At 68.0% G+C, this 21,355-nt stretch carries 18 protein-coding genes; 9 read left to right on the top strand and 9 right to left on the bottom strand.

The window, feature by feature from the left end; translation table 11 throughout:
* Positions 1-243: 243 nt before the first annotated feature.
* Both AC13F7_RS13365 and AC13F7_RS13360 read left to right on the top strand, forming a co-directional pair.
* A complete protein-coding gene (locus AC13F7_RS13365; protein WP_481467632.1) occupies positions 244-1,413 on the top strand; it encodes a class I SAM-dependent rRNA methyltransferase in 1,170 nt (389 codons plus the stop codon).
* A gap of 90 nt (positions 1,414-1,503) precedes the next feature.
* Positions 1,504-2,754 carry a dipeptidase gene (locus tag AC13F7_RS13360; RefSeq protein ID WP_483001214.1) on the top strand — a complete coding sequence of 417 codons (1,251 nt, stop codon included), beginning with the start codon at positions 1,504-1,506 and terminating at the stop codon, positions 2,752-2,754.
* A gap of 125 nt (positions 2,755-2,879) precedes the next feature.
* Here the strand turns inward: AC13F7_RS13360 and AC13F7_RS13355 are convergent, their stop codons facing one another.
* Both AC13F7_RS13355 and AC13F7_RS13350 read right to left on the bottom strand, forming a co-directional pair.
* A complete protein-coding gene (locus tag AC13F7_RS13355; RefSeq protein WP_481470457.1) occupies positions 2,880-4,292 on the bottom strand; it encodes an amino acid permease in 1,413 nt (470 codons plus the stop codon).
* Positions 4,293-4,464: 172 nt separating this feature from the next.
* Positions 4,465-5,460 (bottom strand): aldo/keto reductase, encoded by a 996-nt coding sequence (locus tag AC13F7_RS13350; protein ID WP_483001208.1) that lies wholly within the window; start codon positions 5,458-5,460, stop codon positions 4,465-4,467.
* A 102-nt stretch (positions 5,461-5,562) separates the two neighbouring features.
* On the opposite strand from AC13F7_RS13350, the gene AC13F7_RS13345 reads away from it, so the two are divergent.
* Positions 5,563-6,462, top strand: a complete 900-nt coding sequence (locus AC13F7_RS13345) for a LysR family transcriptional regulator (RefSeq protein ID WP_481470455.1) — start codon at positions 5,563-5,565, stop codon at positions 6,460-6,462.
* 250 nt (positions 6,463-6,712) lie between these two features.
* On the opposite strand, the gene leuE is transcribed toward AC13F7_RS13345, so the two are convergent.
* Both leuE and AC13F7_RS13335 read right to left on the bottom strand, forming a co-directional pair.
* Positions 6,713-7,339 carry a leucine efflux protein LeuE gene (gene leuE, locus AC13F7_RS13340; protein WP_102788761.1) on the bottom strand — a complete coding sequence of 209 codons (627 nt, stop codon included), beginning with the start codon at positions 7,337-7,339 and terminating at the stop codon, positions 6,713-6,715.
* A 61-nt stretch (positions 7,340-7,400) separates the two neighbouring features.
* Complete coding sequence (locus AC13F7_RS13335) at positions 7,401-8,324, bottom strand: LysR family transcriptional regulator (RefSeq protein WP_483001197.1); 924 nt, start codon at positions 8,322-8,324, stop codon at positions 7,401-7,403.
* A gap of 90 nt (positions 8,325-8,414) precedes the next feature.
* Here AC13F7_RS13335 and AC13F7_RS13330 point away from each other — a divergent pair, with 90 nt between their 5' ends.
* The 5 genes from AC13F7_RS13330 (at position 8,415) to AC13F7_RS13310 (ending at position 12,492) form a co-directional block, all read left to right on the top strand.
* On the top strand, positions 8,415-9,422 hold the full coding sequence (locus AC13F7_RS13330; RefSeq protein WP_483001192.1) for a zinc-binding alcohol dehydrogenase family protein: 1,008 nt from the start codon (positions 8,415-8,417) through the stop codon (positions 9,420-9,422).
* Positions 9,423-9,459: 37 nt separating this feature from the next.
* Positions 9,460-11,043, top strand: coding sequence for a DNA recombination protein RmuC (locus tag AC13F7_RS13325; RefSeq protein WP_483001188.1), 1,584 nt, complete (start codon positions 9,460-9,462; stop codon positions 11,041-11,043).
* 85 nt (positions 11,044-11,128) lie between these two features.
* Positions 11,129-11,485 (top strand): hypothetical protein, encoded by a 357-nt coding sequence (locus AC13F7_RS13320; protein WP_481470452.1) that lies wholly within the window; start codon positions 11,129-11,131, stop codon positions 11,483-11,485.
* 56 nt (positions 11,486-11,541) lie between these two features.
* Complete coding sequence (locus AC13F7_RS13315) at positions 11,542-12,102, top strand: glutathione peroxidase (RefSeq protein ID WP_483001179.1); 561 nt, start codon at positions 11,542-11,544, stop codon at positions 12,100-12,102.
* 99 nt (positions 12,103-12,201) lie between these two features.
* The gene (locus AC13F7_RS13310) at positions 12,202-12,492 is read left to right on the top strand and encodes a DUF6916 family protein (protein ID WP_265309836.1); all 291 of its coding nucleotides are present in this window, start codon (positions 12,202-12,204) and stop codon (positions 12,490-12,492) included.
* Here the strand turns inward: AC13F7_RS13310 and AC13F7_RS13305 are convergent.
* The 4 genes from AC13F7_RS13305 to AC13F7_RS13290 are packed head-to-tail and all read right to left on the bottom strand — an operon-like array spanning position 12,485 to position 14,731.
* Positions 12,485-13,045: a GNAT family N-acetyltransferase gene (locus tag AC13F7_RS13305; RefSeq protein ID WP_483001172.1), complete on the bottom strand. Its 561-nt coding sequence runs from the start codon at positions 13,043-13,045 to the stop codon at positions 12,485-12,487. The genes AC13F7_RS13310 and AC13F7_RS13305 overlap by 8 nt on opposite strands.
* Positions 13,045-13,584 (bottom strand): phage tail protein, encoded by a 540-nt coding sequence (locus AC13F7_RS13300; RefSeq protein ID WP_481470448.1) that lies wholly within the window; start codon positions 13,582-13,584, stop codon positions 13,045-13,047. The genes AC13F7_RS13305 and AC13F7_RS13300 overlap by 1 nt, the downstream gene beginning before the upstream one ends.
* A gap of 30 nt (positions 13,585-13,614) precedes the next feature.
* Positions 13,615-14,145, bottom strand: a complete 531-nt coding sequence (locus AC13F7_RS13295) for a phage tail protein (protein ID WP_259208108.1) — start codon at positions 14,143-14,145, stop codon at positions 13,615-13,617.
* Between the two features lie 52 nt (positions 14,146-14,197).
* Positions 14,198-14,731: a phage tail protein gene (locus AC13F7_RS13290; protein WP_259208110.1), complete on the bottom strand. Its 534-nt coding sequence runs from the start codon at positions 14,729-14,731 to the stop codon at positions 14,198-14,200.
* 269 nt (positions 14,732-15,000) lie between these two features.
* Here AC13F7_RS13290 and AC13F7_RS13285 point away from each other — a divergent pair, with 269 nt between their 5' ends.
* The gene (locus AC13F7_RS13285; protein ID WP_483001156.1) at positions 15,001-20,277 is read left to right on the top strand and encodes a putative Ig domain-containing protein; all 5,277 of its coding nucleotides are present in this window, start codon (positions 15,001-15,003) and stop codon (positions 20,275-20,277) included.
* Between the two features lie 76 nt (positions 20,278-20,353).
* Here AC13F7_RS13285 and AC13F7_RS13280 read toward each other — a convergent pair whose 3' ends face one another.
* Positions 20,354-21,355 (bottom strand): MlaA family lipoprotein, encoded by a 1,002-nt coding sequence (locus AC13F7_RS13280; protein ID WP_483001153.1) that lies wholly within the window; start codon positions 21,353-21,355, stop codon positions 20,354-20,356.

The raw sequence follows: 21,355 nt of genomic DNA, 5'->3' as shown, positions 1-21,355 counted from the left end.
GCGGGCTCGAATTGACGGCGACAACGTCTGGGAGCTACTCCCCTTCTGGGGCCGATTCTGCGGGGTGCCGGGGCCGGCGTCAAATGGTTTCCATGCCCCGTTCGTGATGAATGATCGCCCCCTGAGTCAGGGGGCAGCGCCGCAGGCGCGGGGGTGTGGTTGCGGGTATGACGGGGCCCGCGGTATGCGCAGCAGACCGTGGGGCGGCAGCGCGCATGCGGTGGCGCGTCATACAATGCGTACATGAATACCCCTGCCCCCGTTGTCCGCCTCAAGAACGCCTGGCGCTCCAGCCACCCGTGGATCTTCCAGAAACTGGTCGAAAAGCCGGCCGTCCGTCCCAAACCCGGTGCCATCGTCGACGTCGTCGGCGTGGACGGGGAGTGGATCGGCCGTGGCTTCTACAACGGTCATTCGCGCATTGCCGTGCGCATCCTGGAGACCGATCAGGCCATTCCGGTCGACGCGGGCTGGTTCTCGCGCAAGATCGCCCAGGCGGTGTCGCTGCGCCGTGAGGTGCTCAAGCTGGACGAGATCTCCGACGCGTGGCGCGTGGTCCACAGCGAAGGCGACGGTCTGTCCGGCCTGGTCGTGGACCGCTATGGCGACCTGGTCGTGGTCGAATTCTTCGCCGCCGGCATGTTCCGCCACCGCGAGTGGGTCTACGAGGCCCTGCGCGAACAGTTCCCGGGCTGCCGTTTCCACAGCTTCGCCGACGAACACGTGCAGAAGCAGGAGAGCTTCGACTTCCACGGCAACACCACCACCGAAGCCTCGGTGATCACCGAGTACGGCGTGAAGTTCCGCGCCGACCCGGCCGGCGCGCACAAGACCGGCTTCTTCGCCGATCAGCGTGAGAACCGCCAGTGGTTGAGCCAGCAGGTGGAAGGCAAGACCGTGCTGGATCTGTGCTGCAACACCGGTGGCTTTGCGGTGTACGCCGCCGCGCGCGGTGCGGCCGAGGTGGTCGGCATCGATATCGATGAGGACGTGATCGCCATCGCCAAGGGCAACGCCAAGCTCAACAACGTGCGCCCGAAGTTCATCCAGTCCGACATCTTCCCGTGGCTGCGCGATGCCTCCAACCGCGGCGAGCAGTACGACGTGGTGATCCTGGATCCGGCCAAGATGACCCGCGACCGCGACCAGGTCATCACCGCGCTGAAGAAGTACCTGGACATGAACAAGCTGGCGCTGGGCGTGGTCAAGCCCGGCGGCCTGCTCGCCACGTTCTCGTGCACCGGCCTGGTGGCTGAGGATCAGTTCCTGGACATGCTGCGCCGTGCCGCGTTCTACGCCGGCCGCACCATCCAGATCCTGAAGGTGGCCGGCGCAGGTCCGGATCACCCGTTCATGGCCCACGTGCAGGAATCGCGCTACCTCAAGGCCGTGTTCTGCCGCGTGGTGGATTGAGAAGCACCAGGATCCCGGCCACGTTCGGCACTACCGTTTGTTGTCCTCTCGGCGCTATGGTCTGACGCTTCCCAACCAAGGTGAGGCGTCATGACGTTGCGCAGTCTGTCTTTGCTGGTCTCGCTGGCGTTGTGCACGCCGCTGGCCGCCCACGCGATCGCGTTCACCCCGCAGGAACTGGCCAAGGCGTCCGCGCTGCAGCAGCGGATGCTGACGCTGGACAGCCATCTGGATACGCCGGCCAACTTCCACCGCGACGGCTTCGACATCACCCAGCGGCACGACCACAACGCGCTGTCGCAGGTGGACTACCCGCGCATGGTCGAAGGCGCGCTGGATGGCGGCTTCTGGGCGATCTACACCGATCAGGGCGACCGCAGCGCACAAGCGCACCAGCATGACCGCGATGCCGGCCTGCTGCGCCTGACCGAGATCCGCGAGATGCTCGCCGCGCATCCGGACACCTTCCAGCTCGCGCTGACCGCCGCCGATGCCGCGCGCATCAAGGCCGCCGGCAAGCGCGTGGTCTACATCAGCATGGAGAACGCCAGCCCGCTGGTCGACGATCCCACGCTGCTCAGTTACTACCACCTGGCCGGCCTGCGCCTGCTCAGCACGGTGCACTTCGCCAACAACGAGTTCGCCGATTCGGCCACCGATCCCAAGGGGGCCGAGTGGAAGGGCCTGAGTCCAGCCGGCAAGGCGCTGGTGGATGAAGCGGTGCGGCTGGGCATCGTCATCGATCAGTCGCATGCCTCCGATGCGGTGTTCGATGACCTGATCGAGCGCATGCCGGTGCCGTTCGTGCTCTCGCACAGCTCGGCCAAGGCGATCTACAACCATCCGCGCAACCTCGACGATGCACGCCTGAAACAGCTGGCCAAGGCCGGCGGCGTGATCCAGGTCAACGCCTATGGTGGTTATCTGATCGACACCGCCAAGAGCGAGGCACGCAAGGCGGCCGAGACGGCCCTGATGGAACAGCTCGGTACCGATTACGACGGCATGAGCATCCAGCAGGGTGTCGCGCTGAAGAAGGGGTTGGAGGAGATCGACCAGCGCATCCCGCTGCGCAAGGCCACGCTGGACGATTTCCTCGCCCATTTCGAGCACATCCTCACAGTGGTCGGCCCCGAACACGTCGGCATCGGGCTGGACTGGGATGGCGGCGGTGGCCTGGCGGATCTGCCCGACGTGAGCCAGTTGCCGAAGATCACCGCGTGGTTGCTGCGCAAGGGCTACAGCGAGAAACAGATCGGCGGTATCTGGGGCGGCAACCTGCTGCGCGTCATGCAGCAGGCACAGGATCACGCGGCCAAAGTTGCCGCCGCGAAGTCCTGAGTACAGGGGGCATTACGCGCGCTGCCCGGCAGCGCGGCTTCACCAGCGCCCACAAAGAAAAAGGCAGGCCCAGGGCCTGCCTTTTTCACACCCGGTCATCGCCGGCCGGTGGCCGGCGCGATCGCTCAGCGCTTGCCCAGCACCGCATTGCGACGCCCGTAGGCGAAGTAGGCGATCAGGCCCAGAACGTTCCAGCCCAGGAAGTACAGCTGGGTGGTGCTCGGCAGGCTGAAGAACAGGTACACGCAGCCGATCATCGCCAGCGGGCCGACCACGTAGGCCAGCGGCGTGCGGAACTTGCGCACGCGGTTGGGCTCGCGCTTGCGCAGCACCACCAGGCACAGGCCCACCGCGGTGAACGCGGCCAGGGTGCCGGCGTTGGCCAGCGCGGCGATCTCGTCCAGGCGTGCCACGCCGGCCAGCGCGGCCACCAGCACCGCGGTGAACAGCGTGGTGGCAACCGGGGTGCCGGTGCGCGCGCTGACCTTGGACAGCCCACGCGGCAGCAGGCCGTCGCGCGACATGACGAAGAAGATGCGGCTCTGGCCGTACAGGAAGGCCAGCAGCACGGTCGGCAGCGCGATCACGGCGGCAGCGCCGATCCACTTGGCCGCACCCGGGCTGCCCAGCTCGCGCAGGATCAGCGCCAGCGGTTCGGCGCTCTGGCCGAAGATCGTGTAGCTCATCGCACCCACGGCCGCCAGCGCCACCAGCACGTAGATGATGGTGCAGCCAACCATCGAGCCGATGATGCCGATCGCCAGATCGCGCTCGGGCTTCTTGGTTTCTTCGGCGGCGGTGGAGATCGCATCGAAGCCGTAGAACGCGAAGAAGATGATCGCTGCCGCCGCCATCACCCCGCGTTCGACGCCATCGGCGCCCAGCGACTTGACGAAGCCGAACGGCATGAACGGCTCCATGTGGCCGGTATCGAAGTGCGGCAGGGCGATCGCCACGAACACGGTCAGTGCGATGATCTTGATCACCACCAGGACCGCGTTGAGGGTCGCGCTTTCCTTGGTGCCGGCCATCAGCATGCCGGCCACCACGAAGGTGATGAGCACTGCCGGCAGGTTGATGAAGCCGCCTTCCACGTGGGGGCCGGCGGTCAGCATCAGGGGCAGGTCGATGCCGAAGCCGTGCAGGAAGCCGACCGCGTAGCCGGACCACCCGACCGCGACCGTGCTCACCACCAGCGAGTACTCCAGGATCAGGCTCCAGCCGACCACCCAGGCCACCACCTCACCAAGCGCGCTGTAGCTGTAGGTATAGGCGCTGCCGGCGGCCGGCATCATCGTCGACAGCTCGGCGTAGGACAGGGCCGCGCAGGCGCAGACCGCGCCGGCGATGGCGAAGGAAATCAGCACCGCGGGGCCGGCCAGGTTCGCGCCGACACCGATCAGGGTGTAGATGCCGGTGCCGACGATCGCGCCGATGCCCAGCGCGATCAGGTGCGGCCAACTCAGGGTCGGGATCAGTTGCCTGCCGGCTTCATGGACGGTGACAGTGTCTAGGGACTTGCGCCGGAGCAATGACATGGGGCCTCGCGGTGGATGACTGTGAACGACAAGTCTGCGAGTTTTACCGAACGCGGCGCAGCATTACTACTGCCAAGCGTCGTAAGCGGCTGCACGGTTCCCATGACTGGGGGGAAGGTGACGAAACCGGCACAAAGATCGGCGCCTATCCCCCGTGGCAGACGGTGGCACCTCAGCGGTTCAAGGTTGCCATGGCCGCCGGGGCATAGCGCGCGCCGGCGGCGGCATGGGCCGGGAAGATCGCGTCGATCCGGGCCAACTCGTCGGCAGTGAGCCGCACCTGCAGCGCGCCGAGGTTTTCCTCCAGATACGCCAGCCGCTTGGTGCCCGGGATCGGCACCAGGTCCTCGCCCTGGGCCAGCACCCAGGCCAGGGCGAGCTGCCCGGGGCTCACGCCCTGGGTCTTGGCCATCGCAGTGACCGCATCCACCAGAGCCAGGTTGCGGTCGAAGTTCTCGCCCTGGAAGCGCGGCGACTGGCGCCGGTAGTCATCGGCATCGAAATCGGCCGGGCTGCGGATCGCGCCGGTCAGGAAGCCACGGCCCAGCGGCGAGTAGGGCACGAAGCCGATGCCGAGCTCGCGCACCGTCGCCAGCACTCCGTTGTCCTCCGGATCGCGTGACCACAGCGAGTACTCGGTCTGCACCGCGGTGATCGGGTGCACGGCATGGGCGCGGCGGATCGTGCCGGCTGAGGCTTCGGAGAGGCCGAGGAAGCGCACCTTGCCCTGTTCGACCAGGCGTGCCATCGCGCCCACCGTGTCTTCGATCGGCACCGTGCCGTCCACGCGGTGCTGGTAGTACAGGTCGATGTGGTCCACGCCCAGGCGCTGCAGGCTGGCCTCGCAGGCGGCCATCACATACTCGGGGCGGCCATCGACGCTGCGCGCGGCGGTATCGCTCGGCTCCAGCCGGATCCCGAACTTGGTGGCGAGAAACACCTGGTCGCGGCGGTCGGCGATCGCCTTGCCGACCAGTACTTCGTTGGTGTGCGGCCCGTACATGTCGGCGGTGTCGAGCAGGGTGACACCGCGCTCCAGCGCGCGGTGGATGACCGCGATCGATTCGGCATCGCTGCTGCGGCCGCCATAGAAGGCGCTCATGCCCATGCAGCCCAGGCCGAGCGCGGAAACAGTGGGGCCATCGCGGCCAAGGGTACGGGTCTGCATGCGGTACTCCAGTGGGAAGGGCGGGAACACGCTCAGCATCCTCTTCCGGACTATGTGGATAAACTGGCTTCCCCTGCATCGTCCTTGAAGCCTGTCTTCACAATGAGCGTCCAGCATCCCCTGCCTGCCGTGGTCGCCTTCGCCCGCGTCGCGCACCATGCCAGCTTCACCCGCGCGGCCGACGAGCTGGGCGTATCGCCCTCGGCCCTATCGCAGACGGTGCGCGCGCTGGAGGCCCACCTTGGCGTGCGGCTGCTGCAACGGACCACGCGCCGGGTCGGCCTGACCGAGCAGGGCGCGCGCTTCCTGGCGCAGGTACGCGAGGGCCTGGCCCGGATCGATGCCGCGTTCGAAGACCTGGATCAGGTGCGCGATGTCCCCGCCGGCAAGCTGCGCATCAACGTGCCGCGGATTGCTGCCGAACTGCTGGTGCTGCCGCACCTGCCCGGCTTCCTGGCGCGTTATCCCCAGATCGAGGTGGAGCTGTTCGTGGAAACCGCGCTCACCGATCTGGTTGCCGGCGGCTTCGACGCCGGCATCCGGCTGGGCGAAAGCCTGGCCCGCGGCATGATCGCGGTGCCGATCGGGCCGCTGGAGCGGCAGGTAGTGGTGGCTACGCCGGACTATCTGGCCATGCACGGTGTGCCCGCCACCCCGGCCGACCTGGTTGCGCACGAATGCATCGTGCACCGGCTCAGCACGGGCCGGCGGATGGCGTGGGAGTTCACCCGTGAGGGGCGTGACTTCGAGGTGGAGGTGGCGGGCCGGTTGGTGTTCAACGACGCCGGGCTGATCCATGCCGCCGTGATCAGAGGCATGGGGCTGGCGCAGGGCTTTGAGGCACTCTACGCCGGCGATGTGGCGGCCGGACGCCTGCAGTGCGTCCTGCAGGATTGGCAGCAGCCGTTCGCCGGCTTCCACCTGTATTACCCGGCACGCGAGCAGATGGCGCCCAAGCTGCGGGTGTTCATTGACCACCTGCGCGAGGCGATGCGGCGCTGACGCTCTCGGCTCATCCGGCGCCTAGCAACAGGGCGACCGCCCAGTCCGCGAGCGGGGGATGACCCTGTGGATAGATCACCTGCGCACGCGCCGGGGAGGCGACGTTGGACGATGGCGCCGATTGGACACGTCACCGGTACGCAGGGGAATCTCAATGTTTGCATGAGAACCGAGCGTCGCGATGATGCTGCCTATCCGCGGGCGAACACGACGCGCGCTGTCGTCGTGCACCACGTCTGCCCGCAAGGGCTCAGCCGCTCACGCCCAGCCGCACACCGAACCCGACCAGGAACACCCCCGCCACCCGCCTCAGCCAAAGCCCGACACGCGGGTGCTGAAGAATCCGACGGCGCAGCAGATTGCCCACCCCGATCAGCACCGAGCAGTACGCCAGCCCCATGACGAAAATGATCAGCGCCATGGTCGCAAACGTCACCACGCCCTGGTGACGGGCCGGATCGATGAACAACGGCAGGAAGGCCATGTAGAAGATGATCGCCTTCGGGTTGAGCAGGTTGATCAGTACCGCCTGGCGGAAGTAGTGGCCCGGCGTGAGGCGGATGCCGCCTTCCTCGCCCTGCGCGCGCGGCTGGCGCAGCAGGCCGATGCCGATCCACACCAGGTACGCCGCGCCGAGGTACTGCACCGCGTGGAACACCAGCGGGTTGGCCTTGAGCAGCGCGGCAACCCCGGCCACCGCCAGCCACATCAGGATCTGGTCGCCCAGCAGCAGGCCGAACAGCGCCGTGTACCCGCCGCGCACGCCGCCGCGGCCGGTGGCAGTGAGCAGGGTGAAGGTGCCTGGGCCCGGCAGTGCCAGGAACACCAGCACGGCCGCAACAAAGGTCCACAAATCCTGGATGCCCATCCACGGCATGGCGGCGACTCGACTACGGGGGGAGGGGCATTGTCCGGCAGCCGCGCGCCGGGCGATAGCGTCAGCGCGCGCGGGCCGGCAATCCCGCGAGCAGGGGCTGCAGCCGTTGCGCGAACATCGCATGCAGCTGGCGGATGGCGGGTGAGAACTGCTTGCGGTGCGGGCACACCAGGTTCAATGGCAGGCTGTCGCCGGCGCCGTCCAGCAGCACCTGCAGGCGCCCGGCCTGCACATCGGCGCAGATATCCAGCCATGACTTGAACACGATGCCTTCCCCGGCCACTGCCCAGCGCCGGACCACGTCGGCATCGTCGCAGACCATGTTGCCGCGCACCGGGATGACCGTGCGCCGGCTATCGACCTCGAAGCTCCAGCGGTCATACGGGCGCCCGGCGAGCTGGTAGAGCAGGCAGTGGTGCTCCTTCAAGGCCTCCAGGCTGTCCGGCGTCCCGTGCCGGGCCAGGTAGTCCGGTGAGGCGGCCAGCACCCGGCGGTTGCCGGGCAGCAGGGGCAGGGCGACATAGCTGGCGTTGTCGAAGCGGCCCAGGCGGAAGGCGATGTCGACCGGATCGCGGAACACATCGGCGACCTGGTCGGACAACTGCAGGCGCAGCTGCAGCTTCGGGTGCGCGGCGCGGAACTCGGTCAGCCAGGGCAGCAGCAGGTTGCGGCCCAGATCCGAGGGCGCGGCCACCTGCAGCGTGCCGCGCAGCTCGGCATCCTCGCCCCGCACCCGGGCCTCGCCCTCGCGCAGCGCGGCCAGGACCTCCTGCGCGTAGGGCAGGTACAACGCGCCCTCGGCGGTCAGGCGCAGGCTGCGGGTGGACCGCACGAACAGGCGCAGGTCCAGCTCGCGCTCCAGTCGCGCCACCGCCGCCGCGACCTGGCCTGGCAGCAGATCGGCCTCGCGCGCGGCGTTGGAAAAGCTGCCCAACGCGGCGGTGCGGACGAACAGGGCAAGATCCTCGAACCGGACCATTTTCATTCCTGCTGTGAAAGTGCTGCCCGATTTTGCGCCTTTCTCCACCCCGCCGTGAAGCGCAGGCTGTCCGTCTTCCCCACTGGATCTCCCCCGATGAAAGCCGTCGCCTATACCCAGCATGGCCTGCCGATCAGCGACCCCGCCGCGCTGGTGGACATCACCCTGCCGATCCCCACCCCCGGCCCGCGCGATCTGCGGGTCGAGGTCCGCGCGATCTCGGTGAACCCGGTCGATACCAAGGTGCGCAACGGCGTGGCGGTGACCGAGCCGCGCGTGCTGGGTTTCGACGCGGTCGGCATCGTGGATGCGGTGGGCGAGGAGGTGACGCTGTTCCAGCCCGGCGACGCGGTCTTCTATGCAGGCGCGATCGGCCGCGCCGGCAGCAACGCCGAGTACCAGCTGGTGGACGAGCGCATCGTCGGCCACAAGCCAGCCAGCCTGGATGACGCCGCCGCCGCGGCGCTGCCGCTGACGGCGATCACCGCCTGGGAGTTGCTGTTCGATCGCCTGCGCATCGCGGAAAACGGCGGCGAAGGGCAGACCCTGCTGGTGATCGGTGCCGCCGGTGGGGTCGGCTCGATCCTGGTGCAGCTGGCCCGCCAGCTGACGCGCTTGACCGTGATCGGGACCGCCTCGCGGCCGGATACCCAGGATTGGGTCTATGCGCTGGGTGCGCACCACGTGATCGACCACACCCAGCCGCTTAGCGAGGGCCTGCAGCGCCTGGGGATCGCCGAGGTCAGTCATGTGGCCAGCCTGACCCATACCGACCAGCACTACGACCAGATCGTCAGCGTGCTCGCCCCGCAGGGCCAGCTGGCGCTGATCGATGACCCCGGCCAGCTCGACGTGATGGCGCTCAAGCGCAAGAGCCTGTCGCTGCACTGGGAATCGATGTTCACCCGCTCCAGCTTCAACACCCCTGACGTGCAGCGCCAGCATGAGCTGCTCGAGCGCGTGGCAGCGCTGATCGATGCGGGCGTGCTGCGTACCACGCTCGGCGAACACTACGGCCGTATCAACGCCGCCAACCTGCGCCAGGCGCATGCCCTGATCGAAAGCCACCGCGCGCGCGGCAAGCTCGTGCTCGAGGGGTTCTGACGCAGCCATTGAGACCGGCGCGGCCTACACTTGGCGTATGCAAACCGAATCTCTGATCCTTGGCGGCCTGGTGTGTGCCGTCCTCGTGCTGCAGCTGCTCGCGCTGCTGCGGCGTTCTAGCAACGGCGCCCTCGAACAGACCCTGCGCGAGGAAGCGCGGATCGGCCGCAGCGAACTGCGCGAGCAGCTCGAAGGCCTGGGCCGCCAGCAGGACGCGCGGCTGGAAAGCTTCGCGCGCGCGTTGACCGATCTGTCCACCCGCACCGACCAGCGGCTGGACCTGCTGCGCGACGCGCTCGGCGAAGACGCGCGCAAGGCCCGCGAGGAAAGCACGCTCAGCCAGCAGCGCACCGGCGACCTGCTGGCGCTGCGCATGCAGGAAGTGCGTGCGCAGCTGGAAGCGTTCGGGCAACAGCAGCAGGCGCGCATCGAAGCGTTCGGCCAGCAGCTGGTGGAACTGACCACGCGTACCGACAGCCACATGGCCGCGCTGCGCCAGGCCCTGGCCGACGACGCGCGCCTGGGCCGTGAGGAAACCGGGCAGTCCCAGCAGCGGCTGGGTGAATCGCTGGGCCTGCGCCTGCAGGAGATGACCCAGCGCAACGAGCAGCGTATCGGCGAGATGCGCGCCACGCTCGAGCAGCAGCTCAAGAGCCTGCAGAGCGACAACGCCGAAAAGCTCGACCAGATGCGGGTGACCGTGGACGAGAAGCTGCAGACCACCCTGGAAACGCGGCTGGGCGCTTCGTTCCAGCTGGTCTCCGAGCGGCTGGAGCAGGTCCAGCGCGGCCTCGGCGAAATGCAGCAGCTGGCCACCGGGGTGGGCGACCTCAAGCGCGTGCTCACCAACGTCAAGAACCGCGGCAGCTGGGGCGAGGTGCAGCTGGACAACATCCTCGAGCAGACGCTCACCCAGGAGCAGTACGCGCGTGGCGTCAAAGTACGCCCGGACAGCAACGAGATCGTCGATATCGCCGTGCGCCTGCCGGGCCGCGGCCATGAAGACACGCCGGTCTGGCTGCCGATCGATTCCAAGTTCCCGCGCGAGGATTACGAGCGCCTGCTCGATGCGCAGGAGCAGGGCGACGTCGAGGGGGTGCGCGTGCAGGGCGCTCAGCTGGAGCGCGCGATCCGCATCCAGGCCAAATCGATCTGCGACAAGTACATCGCCCCGCCGCACACCACCGATTTCGCAGTGATGTTCCTGCCTACTGAAAGCCTGTACGCCGAAGTGATCCGCCGCCCCGGTCTGATCGACCTGCTGCAGCGCGACCATCGCGTGGTGGTGGCCGGCCCGACCACCGTCACCGCGCTGCTCAACAGCCTGCAGATGGGCTTCCGCACGCTGGCCATCGAACAGCGCTCCAGTGAAGTGTGGGGCCTGCTCGGTGCGGTCAAGAGCGAGTTCGGCAAGTTCGCCGGCATCCTGGAAAAAGCCGAGAAGCAGATCACCACGGTCGGCCGCAGCCTCGGCGAAGCCAGCCGCAAGACGCGCACCATCGAGCGCCGCCTGCGCAGCGTGGAAACGTTGGGCAGTGAACAGACCCAGGACCTGCTCGGCGACATGAGCGGCGAAGACGAGGACGTGACTGGCGACGAAGCCAGCCCGCTGCAGGACTAAGCGCCGACGCGACGCATGCATGCGATCGCGCATGCTGCGTGGCACGTCTTTTCCCCGCCTTCTCCCATCGTTCAAGGAACCGTCCATGCGCCTGCCCCTGATGCTGTCCCTCCTGTTCGCCCTGGCCGGGTGCAGCAGCACCCCACCTGCAGACACCACCGCGGCCACGCCCGCGACGCCCAGCGCCGCCGAATGCACCGCCGCCGGTGGCAGCCTGCAGCCACTGGGCCGCCTGCAGCGCGTGCAGTGCGTGGTGCCCTACGCCGATGCCGGCAAGGTCTGCAGCGCCAAGGCCGACTGCACCGGCCAGTGCCTGGCCACCAGTGATGTCGCGCCGGGAACGGCCACGCGCGGTGTCTGCCAGCGTGATGTCAGCCAGAACTTCGGCTGCCGCCAGCGCATTGATGGCGGCGTGGTGCTCGGCACGATCTGCGTCGACTGACCCCCCCACGGCACGGCTATGCTGTGCCTCCCCCGATGCAACACAAGGAATCCGCAGTGAGCCAGACCGTCTACGACATCCCCGTGACCACCATCGAAGGCCAGCCGACTTCGCTGGCCGACTACCGCGGCAAAGTGCTGCTGGTGGTCAACGTCGCCTCCAAGTGCGGCCTGACCCCGCAGTACGAAGGCCTGCAGGCGCTGTACGCCGACAAGCAGGCCGCCGGCCTGGAAGTACTGGGTTTCCCGGCCAACAACTTCCTGGCCCAGGAGCCGGGCAGCGAAGCGGACATCCAGCAGTTCTGCCAGCTGGAGTACAACGTCAGCTTCCCGATGTTCGCCAAGATCAGCGTGGCCGGTGAAGACACCCATCCGCTGTATCAGCAGCTGACCGCCGCCCAGCCGGCCGCCACCGGCGAAGGCCCGATGCGCGAGAAGCTGCAGGGCGCCGTGGCCAAGTATCCGGAGCTGGTGGTCAACCCGGCGCCGGGCGTGCTGTGGAACTTCGAGAAATTCCTGATCGGTCGCGACGGCCAGGTCATCGCACGCTTCGCCCCGGACGTGCCGGCTGACGATGCCCGTCTGGTGGCCGCGATCGACGCTGCGCTGGCGGCCTGATCCACGCGCAGTGCATCGCGTGGTGCTTGTGCGCGCCACGCGATGCAGCGAGGATGTTCGATGCCGCTACGCCTGCGGTACGCGACTGGGGAAGGGGACATGGAGTTGTTGACGCTTGAACACTTTGCCGGCTGCGTGAACGAGACGTTCGCCGCCGAGTTTGATGGCATGCAGATGGAGTTCGTGCTGGTCGAGGCGCGGCCACTGCCGCAGACGCGCGTGGATACCGCACGTGCGCCGTTCTCGCTGTTGTTCCGCAATGGCGCGCCGATCGTCTTCCCGCAGCAGATCTATCCGATGCGGCATGCGCGGGTGGGCGAGGTGGGCATCTTCCTGGTGCCGATCGCGCAGGAACGTGCCGGTTTCCTGTACCAGGCCGTCTTCAACTGACAGGACGGTGCGTGGGCTCCCAGCGCATGGGCACGTAGAGTTCGCCCGCCGCCGCCGCGGTGGCGACAAACCCCATCCGCTGGTACAAGCGGAACGCAGCGTGGTTGTGCTGCATCACATGCAGCCGCAGCGCGCGACCTCGCACCGCACAGGCCTGTTGCTGGCAACCGATCACCGCCGTGCCGATGCCGGTGCCGCGCGATGACGGCAACAGGCTGATGTCCACGATGAGATCCTCCTCGCCGTCTTCATCGACATAGAAGCGCCCTACCGGCTGGCCCTCGCGCAGGATCGCCAGGTAATGCGCGCGCGGGTGGTGGGCCAGATAGTGCTGGTGCTGGGCCACGAACTGCTGCGACAGGAACTGCCGCTTGGCAGTGTCCGGCCAGGGCACCGACCGGAGTTCCTCCTCGCGCGTGCTCGCATACAGCGGCACCAGCCAGGGCAGGTCATCGTCGCGCAGCGCGCGCCATTGCCATCCGGTGCCGTCGGCGACCCCGGCCAGCGCCGGGCGCCGCTCCGGAGGGAACGGCGCCAGCGTCGCGGGCAACATCAGTCGAACGCAGGGTAATCGCCCTGCAGGGCAATGCAGAAGTTCACCGCCAGGTAGGGCTGCTGGTTGTCGTGTGGCTGGTTGCCACCGCTGCTGGGGAGCAGCATGGACGGGGACAGCGGCGTATCCGGCGTCGCATTGCTGAAGGGCTTGACCGCGTTGGACCCCGGCTGGGAAAGACCGCCACCGGCCACCGGCACGCCGCTGCGCTTGCCGGTGTCGGTCTGCGCGAACGCGGTCAGCGTGTGCTGATGGGCGGGCATCTCCAACGTGCTCAACGCCACCTGGGAGACGCCGAACGTGTCGCCGATCAAGCGGGGGGTCAGGCCGTTGCCGGTGCCCGTCCCTCCGGCAGCGCGAGCGCTGAAATTGGGCAGCTGGAAGGTGCTGGTGCCGTTGCCGCCGTACTGGATGCCGAGCAGCGAAAACAAGGCGGCATTCTGCTGGATCGCGAGCGTAGCGCCGTTGCAGAACGCCCACCCGTTCGGGGCGAAGTTGAAGCCGAACGGCTGGATCTGTCCGATGTAAGGTTCGGTCATGTCGGTTCTCTGCGCGTAACGAAGGAAGGGTCAGGACTGCGAGGGGAAGACGCCGGCCCAGGCGATGCAGTACTGCACCGTCAGGGTGGGCATGCAGTTCTCGTGCGCCTGGTTGCCACCACTGCTGGTCACGGCCAACGCCTCCATCGCCAGTGGGGTCGCCCCGTTGGTGTCGGTGACATAGAAGGTCTCGCCACTGACGGCGCCCGGCAATGCGGTGGCGGCGGGCGTCTCCAGGGTGGCTGCCGCGGTGCTGACCGACAGTGCATGGGTGTGGGCCGGCATCTGTGGCAGGGTCAGCGTGACCGTCTCGGACCCGGACATCATGCCGGGCAGGCGATTGCTCAGCCCCGGGCCCTGGCCCATGTGCAGCGGCACGCGGCCGCGCAGGTCCGGCACGCCGAAGGTGCTTTGGCCGTCACCGCCGTAGGTCGTGCCGAGCAACATAAAGAGCACGTCGTAGTCTGCGATCGATACCACTGCGCCGTTGCAGGCAAGCCATCCACTGGGAACGCGGTTGAATCCGAACATCCGGATTTCGCCGATGAAAGGTACGCTCATCTGATCATGCTCCTTGTGAGTAACGCATGGCCGGCCACGGCCGGCCCCGTGATCAACCGCGGGAGGGGAAGATTCCCTGCAGCGCGATGCAGAAGTTGAGCGTGGTGTAGGGCTGCATGTTCGGATGGGCCTGGGTGCTGCCCGCCGGGGCGACCGACGACGGTGCCTGTGCAACCAGGGCGCCGCCCTGGGCTGCATACAGCTTGGCCGTGCCGCCGCCGGCGAACGTGCGCCCGGTGGGGTTGCGGTTGTCGCCCGCGGCGGCCACGCCCACCACCTGGTGGCCATGCGCAGGCAACTGCGTGGGCAACAGCGTCACGTTCTCGGTCCCGGCCCGCTGGCCGATCTGCAGGGTCGGTGGCTGCCATGTCGCATCGACCGAGGGCGCATACGCGACGGGTGTGCGCCCGCGCAGGTCGGGCAGGGCGAAGTTGGTGACGCCATCGCCGCCGTACTGCGTGCCCAACAGCGAAAACAGGGCTTGGTTCTGGTTGATGGGCAGCAATTGCCCGTTGCATTGCGCGAAATACCTGGGTGCAAAATTGAACCCGGCCATCATGATCTGGCCGACGAAGAATTCGCTCATCTGATCCCCCTTGGATGCTGAGCGCGGCGCCGGACTGGCGCGCAACTACTCTGAACGCCATTCAGGCTGTTCACAAGTCCCGCCGCCGCGCCCCTTTCCTCGCCACGGGGACTCTGTTCCAATGGCGCCAAAGGGGGGAGGCGTGGAATGCCTGCCGCTGGCGACGTCAGGGAACGACGGGAGCAGCATGCTCCCGGGGCAGCCGGCACGGGACGCGCACCTCGATGGTGTTCTGCATCCAGGTGGATTCTTTCCAAGGGGGAAAGGTCATGGCATTCCGTACCCGATACGCGCGTACCGCGCGTGTTTTCTCGACCCTGATCGTCCTGTTCTGCGCCGCGCTGTGGTCCACCGCCGCGTGGGCCGCGCACACCTCGCTGATCTGTCCGGCCCAGTCGGCGACCGTCGGCAATGGCGGCACGGTGGCGATCAACGTCTCGGCCTGCGCCAATCCGGTCGCCCTGGCCGGCGAGGGCCCCGTGGACGGTCCGCAGTTGCCGCAGCACGGCACCGCCAACCTGCGTATCACCAGCGGCAACTGGTTCGTCGATTATGGTCACGGCGGCGACACCGCCACCAGTGATGTCTTCGAATTCTCCGACACCGATGGCGACACCGTCCGCGTCACGGTCACCATCTCCCCGGCCAACTCCACGATCGTGGTGGCACCGGCCGCGCTCACCCTGACCGCCGGCACGGCGGTATCGCAGACGCTCAGCGCCAGCGGCGGCACCGCGCCGTACACCTTCACGCTGCAAGCCGGTACCCCACCGCCTGGCATTACCCTCAACGCCGGAGTGATCAGCGGCACGCCCACCCAGCGCGGCGCGTACACCTTCACCGTACGCGCCACCGATGCCACCACGGCCACCGCCGACAAGACCTACAGCGGCACCGTGCAGAACCCCAGCCTGAGCCTCACCCCGGCGGCGGCCACGGCCATCCAGGGCGTACCGTTCTCGCAGACGCTGGCCACCACCGGTGGCGTTGCGCCCTACACCTACGCGATGGAAGCCAGCAGCCTTCCCGCCGGTTTGACGCTCAATGCAGGCGTGATCAGCGGTACCACCGCCGTGGCCCCCGGCGCCTATCCGGTCACCATCCGCGTCACCGACAGCAGCACCGGCACCGGCAGCTATTTCGAGGTGGAGAACTTCACCCTGACCGTGAGCGCGGCGCCCAGCGTCAGCATCGCCGTGGCGCCGGCCAGCGTCAGCGAGGACGGGGCGACCAACCTGGTCTACACCGTCACCCGCAGCCTCAACCTGTCCTCGCCGACCGTGGTCAACCTGACCACCGGCGGCACCGCGACCAGTGGCGTGGATTACACCGGCGGCGTGGCGACGGTGAGCATTCCTTCGGGCGCCACCACCGCCACGGTCACCATCAACCCGACCGCCGATGCCACCGTGGAGGCCAACGAAACGGTGATCCTCACCGTCGCGGCCGGCAGCGGCTACACCGTCGGTGCGCCGGCGAGCGCCACCGGCACGATCCTCAATGACGATGTGCCCATTGCATCGATCACGGTGTCCCCGGCCTCCGTCAACGAAGACAGCGGCACCCCGCTGGTCTACACCGTCACCCTGGACCAGCCGAGCCTGGTGCCGCTGTCGATCGCCTACACCGTGGGCGGTACCGCCACCAGCGGCACCGACTACGCAGCGGTGTCCTCGCCGCTGTCGATCGCAGCCGGGGCCACCACCGGCACGATCACCGTCACGCCCACGGCCGACAGCGCCGTGGAAGCCAATGAGACCGTGGTGCTGACGCTGGCTGCAGGCTCCGGTTATGGCGTCGGCGCACCGACAAGTGCGACCGGCACGATCATCGACGACGACCAGCCGGCGTTGAGCATCAATGACGTCAGCCTCAATGAAGGCGACAGCGGCACCACGGCGTTCACCTTCACCGTGTCGCTCAACGCGCCGGCGGGCCCGGGCGGGGTCAGCTTCGACATCGCCACCGCCAACGGCACCGCCACCGCCGGCAGCGACTATGTCGCCCAGGCACTGGCCGGGCAGACCATTGCAGCGGGCAGCAGCAGCGCGACCTTCACCGTGCTGGTCAACGGCGACACGTTCAACGAGCCCAACGAAACTTTCCTGGTCAATGTCAGCAACGTCACCGGTGCCACCGTCGCCGACGCGCAGGGCTTGGGCACGATCATCAATGATGATGCGCTGCCGTCGCTGTCGATCAATGACACCTCGGTAACCGAGGGCAACGCCGGCACAGTCACCGCCACGTTGACGGTGACGTTGTCGGCGGCCAGCGGGCAGACGGTCACCGTCAACTACGCCACCGCCAATGCCAGCGCGGTCGCGCCCACCGACTACACCAGCGCCAGCGGCACGCTGACCTTCGCACCCGGCGCGACCACCCAGACCATTGCGATCACCGTCAACGGCGACACCACGCCGGAGAACGACGAGACCTTCGCGGTCAATCTGACCGCACCCACCAATGCCACTCTCGCCGATGCGCAGGGCATCGTGACCGTGCTCAATGATGACCAGCCGGTCACCGTCGCGCCGGCGGCGCTGCCGCCTCCGGCGATCGCCGTTGCCTACAGCCAGGCCCTCGTCGCCAGCGGCGGCAGTGGCAGCTACAGCTATGCGGTCACCACCGGCTCGCTGCCGCCGGGCCTGACCCTCAGCGCGGGCGGCCTCCTGGCCGGTACGCCCACCGCCGGTGGTTCGTACGCCTTCAGTGTTACCGCCACCGATACCAGTACGGCACCTGGACCCTACACCGGTACGCAGGCCTACGTGCTCACCGTGGGCGCACCCACGCTGGTGCTGCCGGGTGGCCCATTGCCGGGGGCTACGCTCGCCCAGCCGTATACCGCCACGGTCGGCCCGGCCAGCGGCGGTACCGCGCCGTATGCCTACACGATCACCGCCGGCAGCGTGCCGCAGGGATTGAGCATGGCGGCCAGCGGTGTCTTCAGCGGCACCCCGACCGCGTTGGGCACGTTCAACTTCACCGTGACCGCCACCGACAGCAGCACCGGCGTGGGTGCGCCGTATTCGACCAGCACCCCGATGTCGATCACCGTGGCCGACGGCCTGCCGGTGGCCGGCAACGTCAACACCTCGGTGGCCTACGGTGCGCCGGCCGCGGCGGTGACGCTCGCGCTGTCGGGCGGGGCGGCCAGTTCGGTCGCCATCGGTACGGCCCCATTGCACGGCACCGCCACGGTGACCGGCCCGACCTCGATCAGCTACCAGCCGGCCGCAGGCTTCGCCGGCACTGACAGCTTCACCTACACCGCCAGCAACGGCACCGGCACTTCATTGCCGGGCACGGTGACGGTCAGCGTGGGCACCCCGACGATCACCGTCAGCGCCAACAGCGTGTTCTCGGCGGTGGCCGGCGTGCCTTACAGCCAGACCTTCACCTGGTCCGGCGGCGCTGCGCCTTACAGCGGCTACCAGGTGGCCAATCTGCCGGTCGGCCTGTCGATCACCGCCAGCACCGCCGACAGCGTCACCGTCAGCGGTACCCCGACCCAGGCCGGCAGCTTCAACCTGCAGGCCTCGGCGACCGACAGCAGCACCGGCACTGGCCCGTTCACCACCGGCCAGGGCTTCGTGCTGAACGTGGCCAGCCCGACCCTGACAGTGACCCCGGCCACCTTGTCACCGGCCACGGCGGGCAGTGCGTACCAGCAGCCGATCACCGCTGCCGGCGGCGTCGCACCGTACACCTACGCGTTGAACGGCACGCTGCCCAGCGGCGTGGCGTTCGACACAGGCACCGGTGTGTTGTCGGGTACGCCGACCCAGGCTGGCAGCTTCGCGCTGATCGTCACCGTCACCGACAGCACCACCGGTACCCCGGCCAGCGTGGTCCAGAACTACACGCTGCAGGTGGCCACGCCCACGCTGAGCCTGACGCCGGCCGCCGGCGCCCTGACCCCGACCACGGCGGGCAGCGCCTACCAGGTAGCCTTCGCTGCCGGCGGCGGCGTAGCGCCGTACACCTTCGCCATCACCACTGGCACCCTGCCGGCGGGCCTGGCGCTGGATGCTGCCAGCGGTGGCCTGTCGGGGACGCCCACCGCGGTGGGCACGGTTGCCTTCAGCGTGACCGCCACCGACAGCACCACCGGCACCCCGGCCACCGTGACCCAGGCTTACACGCTCAGCGTGGCTGCGCCGGTGCTGACGCTGACCCCGTCGACCCTGCCGGCCGGGTTGTTCGCCAACGCCTACCAGCAGCAGCTCTCCACCAGCGGTGGCACCGCCCCGTACACCTACGCGGTAACTACCGGCGCGCTGCCCGGCGGCCTGGCGCTGGCAGCATCCGGCGCGCTGACCGGCACGCCCACCGCCGCGGGTGCGTTCGCCTTTACCGTCACCGCCACCGATGCACTGGGCTTCACCGGCACGCGCGACTACACCGTGCAGGTGACCCAGCGCCCTGACCCGACCCGCGACCCGGAAGTGCGTGGGTTGCTGTCGGCGCAGGCCGACGCCGCGCGGCGCTTCGCCAGCTCGCAGATCGAGAACCTCCAGCAGCGCATGCAGCGCCTACATGGCGCCAGCCGCAGCAACGGCTTCAGCAACAATCTGGGCCTGGCCTACGGGCCGCAGCGCTGCGATCCGGCGGTGGGCAGTCTGCCCGGAAGTGACTGCGACGCTCAGCGCCGCCAGCCGTTCGATCGGGAACCGGGGCTGGATGCGCCGGCCGCGACCGGCACTGGCTCGCAGGCACCGCTTGGCTTCTGGGTGGGCGGCACGATCCGCAGCGGCCGGACCAACGGACACGGGAGTGCCGGCGGTGACTTCAACACGGACGGCGTCACCCTTGGCAGCGACCTGCAGGTGGGCGACGACCTTGCCGTCGGCGTCGGCCTGGGCTATGGCCGCGACCGCACCGATGTAGGTGAGAACGGCAGCCGCAGCGATGGCCAGGCCTTCACCCTGGCGGTGTACGGCAGCTACAGCCCCGGCCAGCATCTGTTCGTGGATGCACTGTTGGGCCACCAGTTGCTTGACTACGACCTGCGCCGCTACGTGACCAGCGACGGCAGCTTCGTGCATGCCCGTCGCGATGGCAGCCAGTGGTTCGGTTCGCTGTCTGTCGGTGCCGACCTGCTCCGTGGCAGCTGGCAGTTCACCCCGTATGCGCGACTGGACGCGTCGCGCGGCACGCTCGACCGCTATGTCGAGCAGGGCAGCGACCTGTTCTCCCTGCGCTACGGCGATCAGGACGTGGACACCAGCACCGGTAACGCGGGCTTGCGCATCGAGTCGCGAAAGACCGCAGCATGGGGTGCCTGGACGCCGCAACTGCGGGTGGAGTACCAGCACGACTTCAGCGGCAGTGGCACGGCCACGATGCAGTACGCCGACCTGGTCGGGGTGCCGTTCTATCGCACCACGCTGGATGGCTTCAACCACAACCGCTGGATGCTGGGCGCCGGGGTGATGTTCGACTTCGGCCGGGCATGGGGCCTGCGGGTGGACTACCGTGGGCTGGTCGGCAGTGATGACCGCGACCACGGCGTCCAGATCAGTCTGGACAAACAGCTGTAGGACATCGCCACCGACCCGCGGTGGCACAATGCAGAGCAATAAAAAACCCCGCAGTGGCGGGGTTTTTTATCTGTCTTCAGTTACCCCAGTTCGGCATCGGCATCGCATCGACCGGGATCGGCGCGGTGTCGTCGGCGTCCTTGCCGCGCGCATGCTTGCCACGCAGGTCGTTTTCGATCTGATAGTTGCGGCGCTGCAGCCATGCGTCGCGGGTAAGGGCGTACTCGTCAACGGCGTTGTCGCGGATGTCGTCCAGCGCCATCAACTGCGATCGCATGTCCACCAGCTGCAGACCCTGAAGACCAATTCGGACCTTGTCTTCTTCGATGGTCCGGATCGGCGAGAGCGGGATGTCGCCCGCCAAACCGAACACGTCGCGCACCGTCCGCGGGCCGAAGAAGGGCAGTTCCACATAACGCGAGCCGCGCCAGCCCCAGGCACCCAGGGTCTGGCCGAAGTCCTCGCTGCGTCGCGGCACCATCGCCTTGCTGGCCGGATCAAACAAGCCACCCAGGCCCAACGTGGAGTTCATCAGGAAACGACCCAGGCTGTCCCACGCATCATCCGGACGGCCCTGGAGCAGCTGGTTGGTGATCGTCACCGGCGCGCGCAGGTTGCTGAAGAAGTTGGTGACACCGGTACGCGCAAAACGCGGAACCACGCGCGTGTAAGCGGTGGCGAGCGGTCGTGCCACGGCGCGGTCGACCACGTTGTTGAAACTGTGCACCTTGCGGTTGAAGGGTTCCCAGGGGTCATAGGCAGCACTGCCGCCTTCACTGCCCTCCGCCGTGGGGGCCGGACCGCCGTACAGCGCAGCGAAGTCGTCCTCGGCATTGGTCGGCGCGGTGCCGGTGGTGGCCGCTGCGGCCGCCGGATCGGTGCTGGTCTGCGTTGCTTCGGTGGCCGTGTCGGCGACGGCCTCGGCCGGTACCGCATCGGTGTTGGCGACATCGGCAGCCGGTGCCGCCGTCGGGGCGACCTCGACGCTGACCGGTGCGCTGTCGCGTGCGGGTTTGCCGGCACAGGCGCTCAGGGCCAGCGTCAGTACAAGGAGGGGGAGGGTGCGTATGACGTTCAT

This window comes from Stenotrophomonas sp. K-6, assembly GCF_056861555.1.
The sequence above is the reverse complement of the archived record's forward strand: the minus strand, read 5'-3'. Positions and strand labels throughout refer to the sequence as shown.

Excerpts from the sequence above, each read along its gene's own strand:
- AC13F7_RS13365 (WP_481467632.1), top strand. The coding sequence starts at position 244 with ATGAATACCCCTGCCCCCGTTGTCCGCCTCAAGAACGCCTGGCGCTCC.
- AC13F7_RS13360 (WP_483001214.1), top strand. The coding sequence starts at position 1,504 with ATGACGTTGCGCAGTCTGTCTTTGCTGGTCTCGCTGGCGTTGTGCACG.
- AC13F7_RS13355 (WP_481470457.1), bottom strand. The coding sequence starts at position 4,292 with ATGTCATTGCTCCGGCGCAAGTCCCTAGACACTGTCACCGTCCATGAA.
- AC13F7_RS13350 (WP_483001208.1), bottom strand. The coding sequence starts at position 5,460 with ATGCAGACCCGTACCCTTGGCCGCGATGGCCCCACTGTTTCCGCGCTC.
- AC13F7_RS13345 (WP_481470455.1), top strand. The coding sequence starts at position 5,563 with ATGAGCGTCCAGCATCCCCTGCCTGCCGTGGTCGCCTTCGCCCGCGTC.
- leuE (WP_102788761.1), bottom strand. The coding sequence starts at position 7,339 with ATGCCGTGGATGGGCATCCAGGATTTGTGGACCTTTGTTGCGGCCGTG.
- AC13F7_RS13335 (WP_483001197.1), bottom strand. The coding sequence starts at position 8,324 with ATGAAAATGGTCCGGTTCGAGGATCTTGCCCTGTTCGTCCGCACCGCC.
- AC13F7_RS13330 (WP_483001192.1), top strand. The coding sequence starts at position 8,415 with ATGAAAGCCGTCGCCTATACCCAGCATGGCCTGCCGATCAGCGACCCC.
- AC13F7_RS13325 (WP_483001188.1), top strand. The coding sequence starts at position 9,460 with ATGCAAACCGAATCTCTGATCCTTGGCGGCCTGGTGTGTGCCGTCCTC.
- AC13F7_RS13320 (WP_481470452.1), top strand. The coding sequence starts at position 11,129 with ATGCGCCTGCCCCTGATGCTGTCCCTCCTGTTCGCCCTGGCCGGGTGC.
- AC13F7_RS13310 (WP_265309836.1), top strand. The coding sequence starts at position 12,202 with ATGGAGTTGTTGACGCTTGAACACTTTGCCGGCTGCGTGAACGAGACG.
- AC13F7_RS13305 (WP_483001172.1), bottom strand. The coding sequence starts at position 13,045 with ATGTTGCCCGCGACGCTGGCGCCGTTCCCTCCGGAGCGGCGCCCGGCG.
- AC13F7_RS13300 (WP_481470448.1), bottom strand. The coding sequence starts at position 13,584 with ATGACCGAACCTTACATCGGACAGATCCAGCCGTTCGGCTTCAACTTC.
- AC13F7_RS13295 (WP_259208108.1), bottom strand. The coding sequence starts at position 14,145 with ATGAGCGTACCTTTCATCGGCGAAATCCGGATGTTCGGATTCAACCGC.
- AC13F7_RS13290 (WP_259208110.1), bottom strand. The coding sequence starts at position 14,731 with ATGAGCGAATTCTTCGTCGGCCAGATCATGATGGCCGGGTTCAATTTT.
- AC13F7_RS13285 (WP_483001156.1), top strand. The coding sequence starts at position 15,001 with ATGGCATTCCGTACCCGATACGCGCGTACCGCGCGTGTTTTCTCGACC.
- AC13F7_RS13280 (WP_483001153.1), bottom strand. The coding sequence starts at position 21,355 with ATGAACGTCATACGCACCCTCCCCCTCCTTGTACTGACGCTGGCCCTG.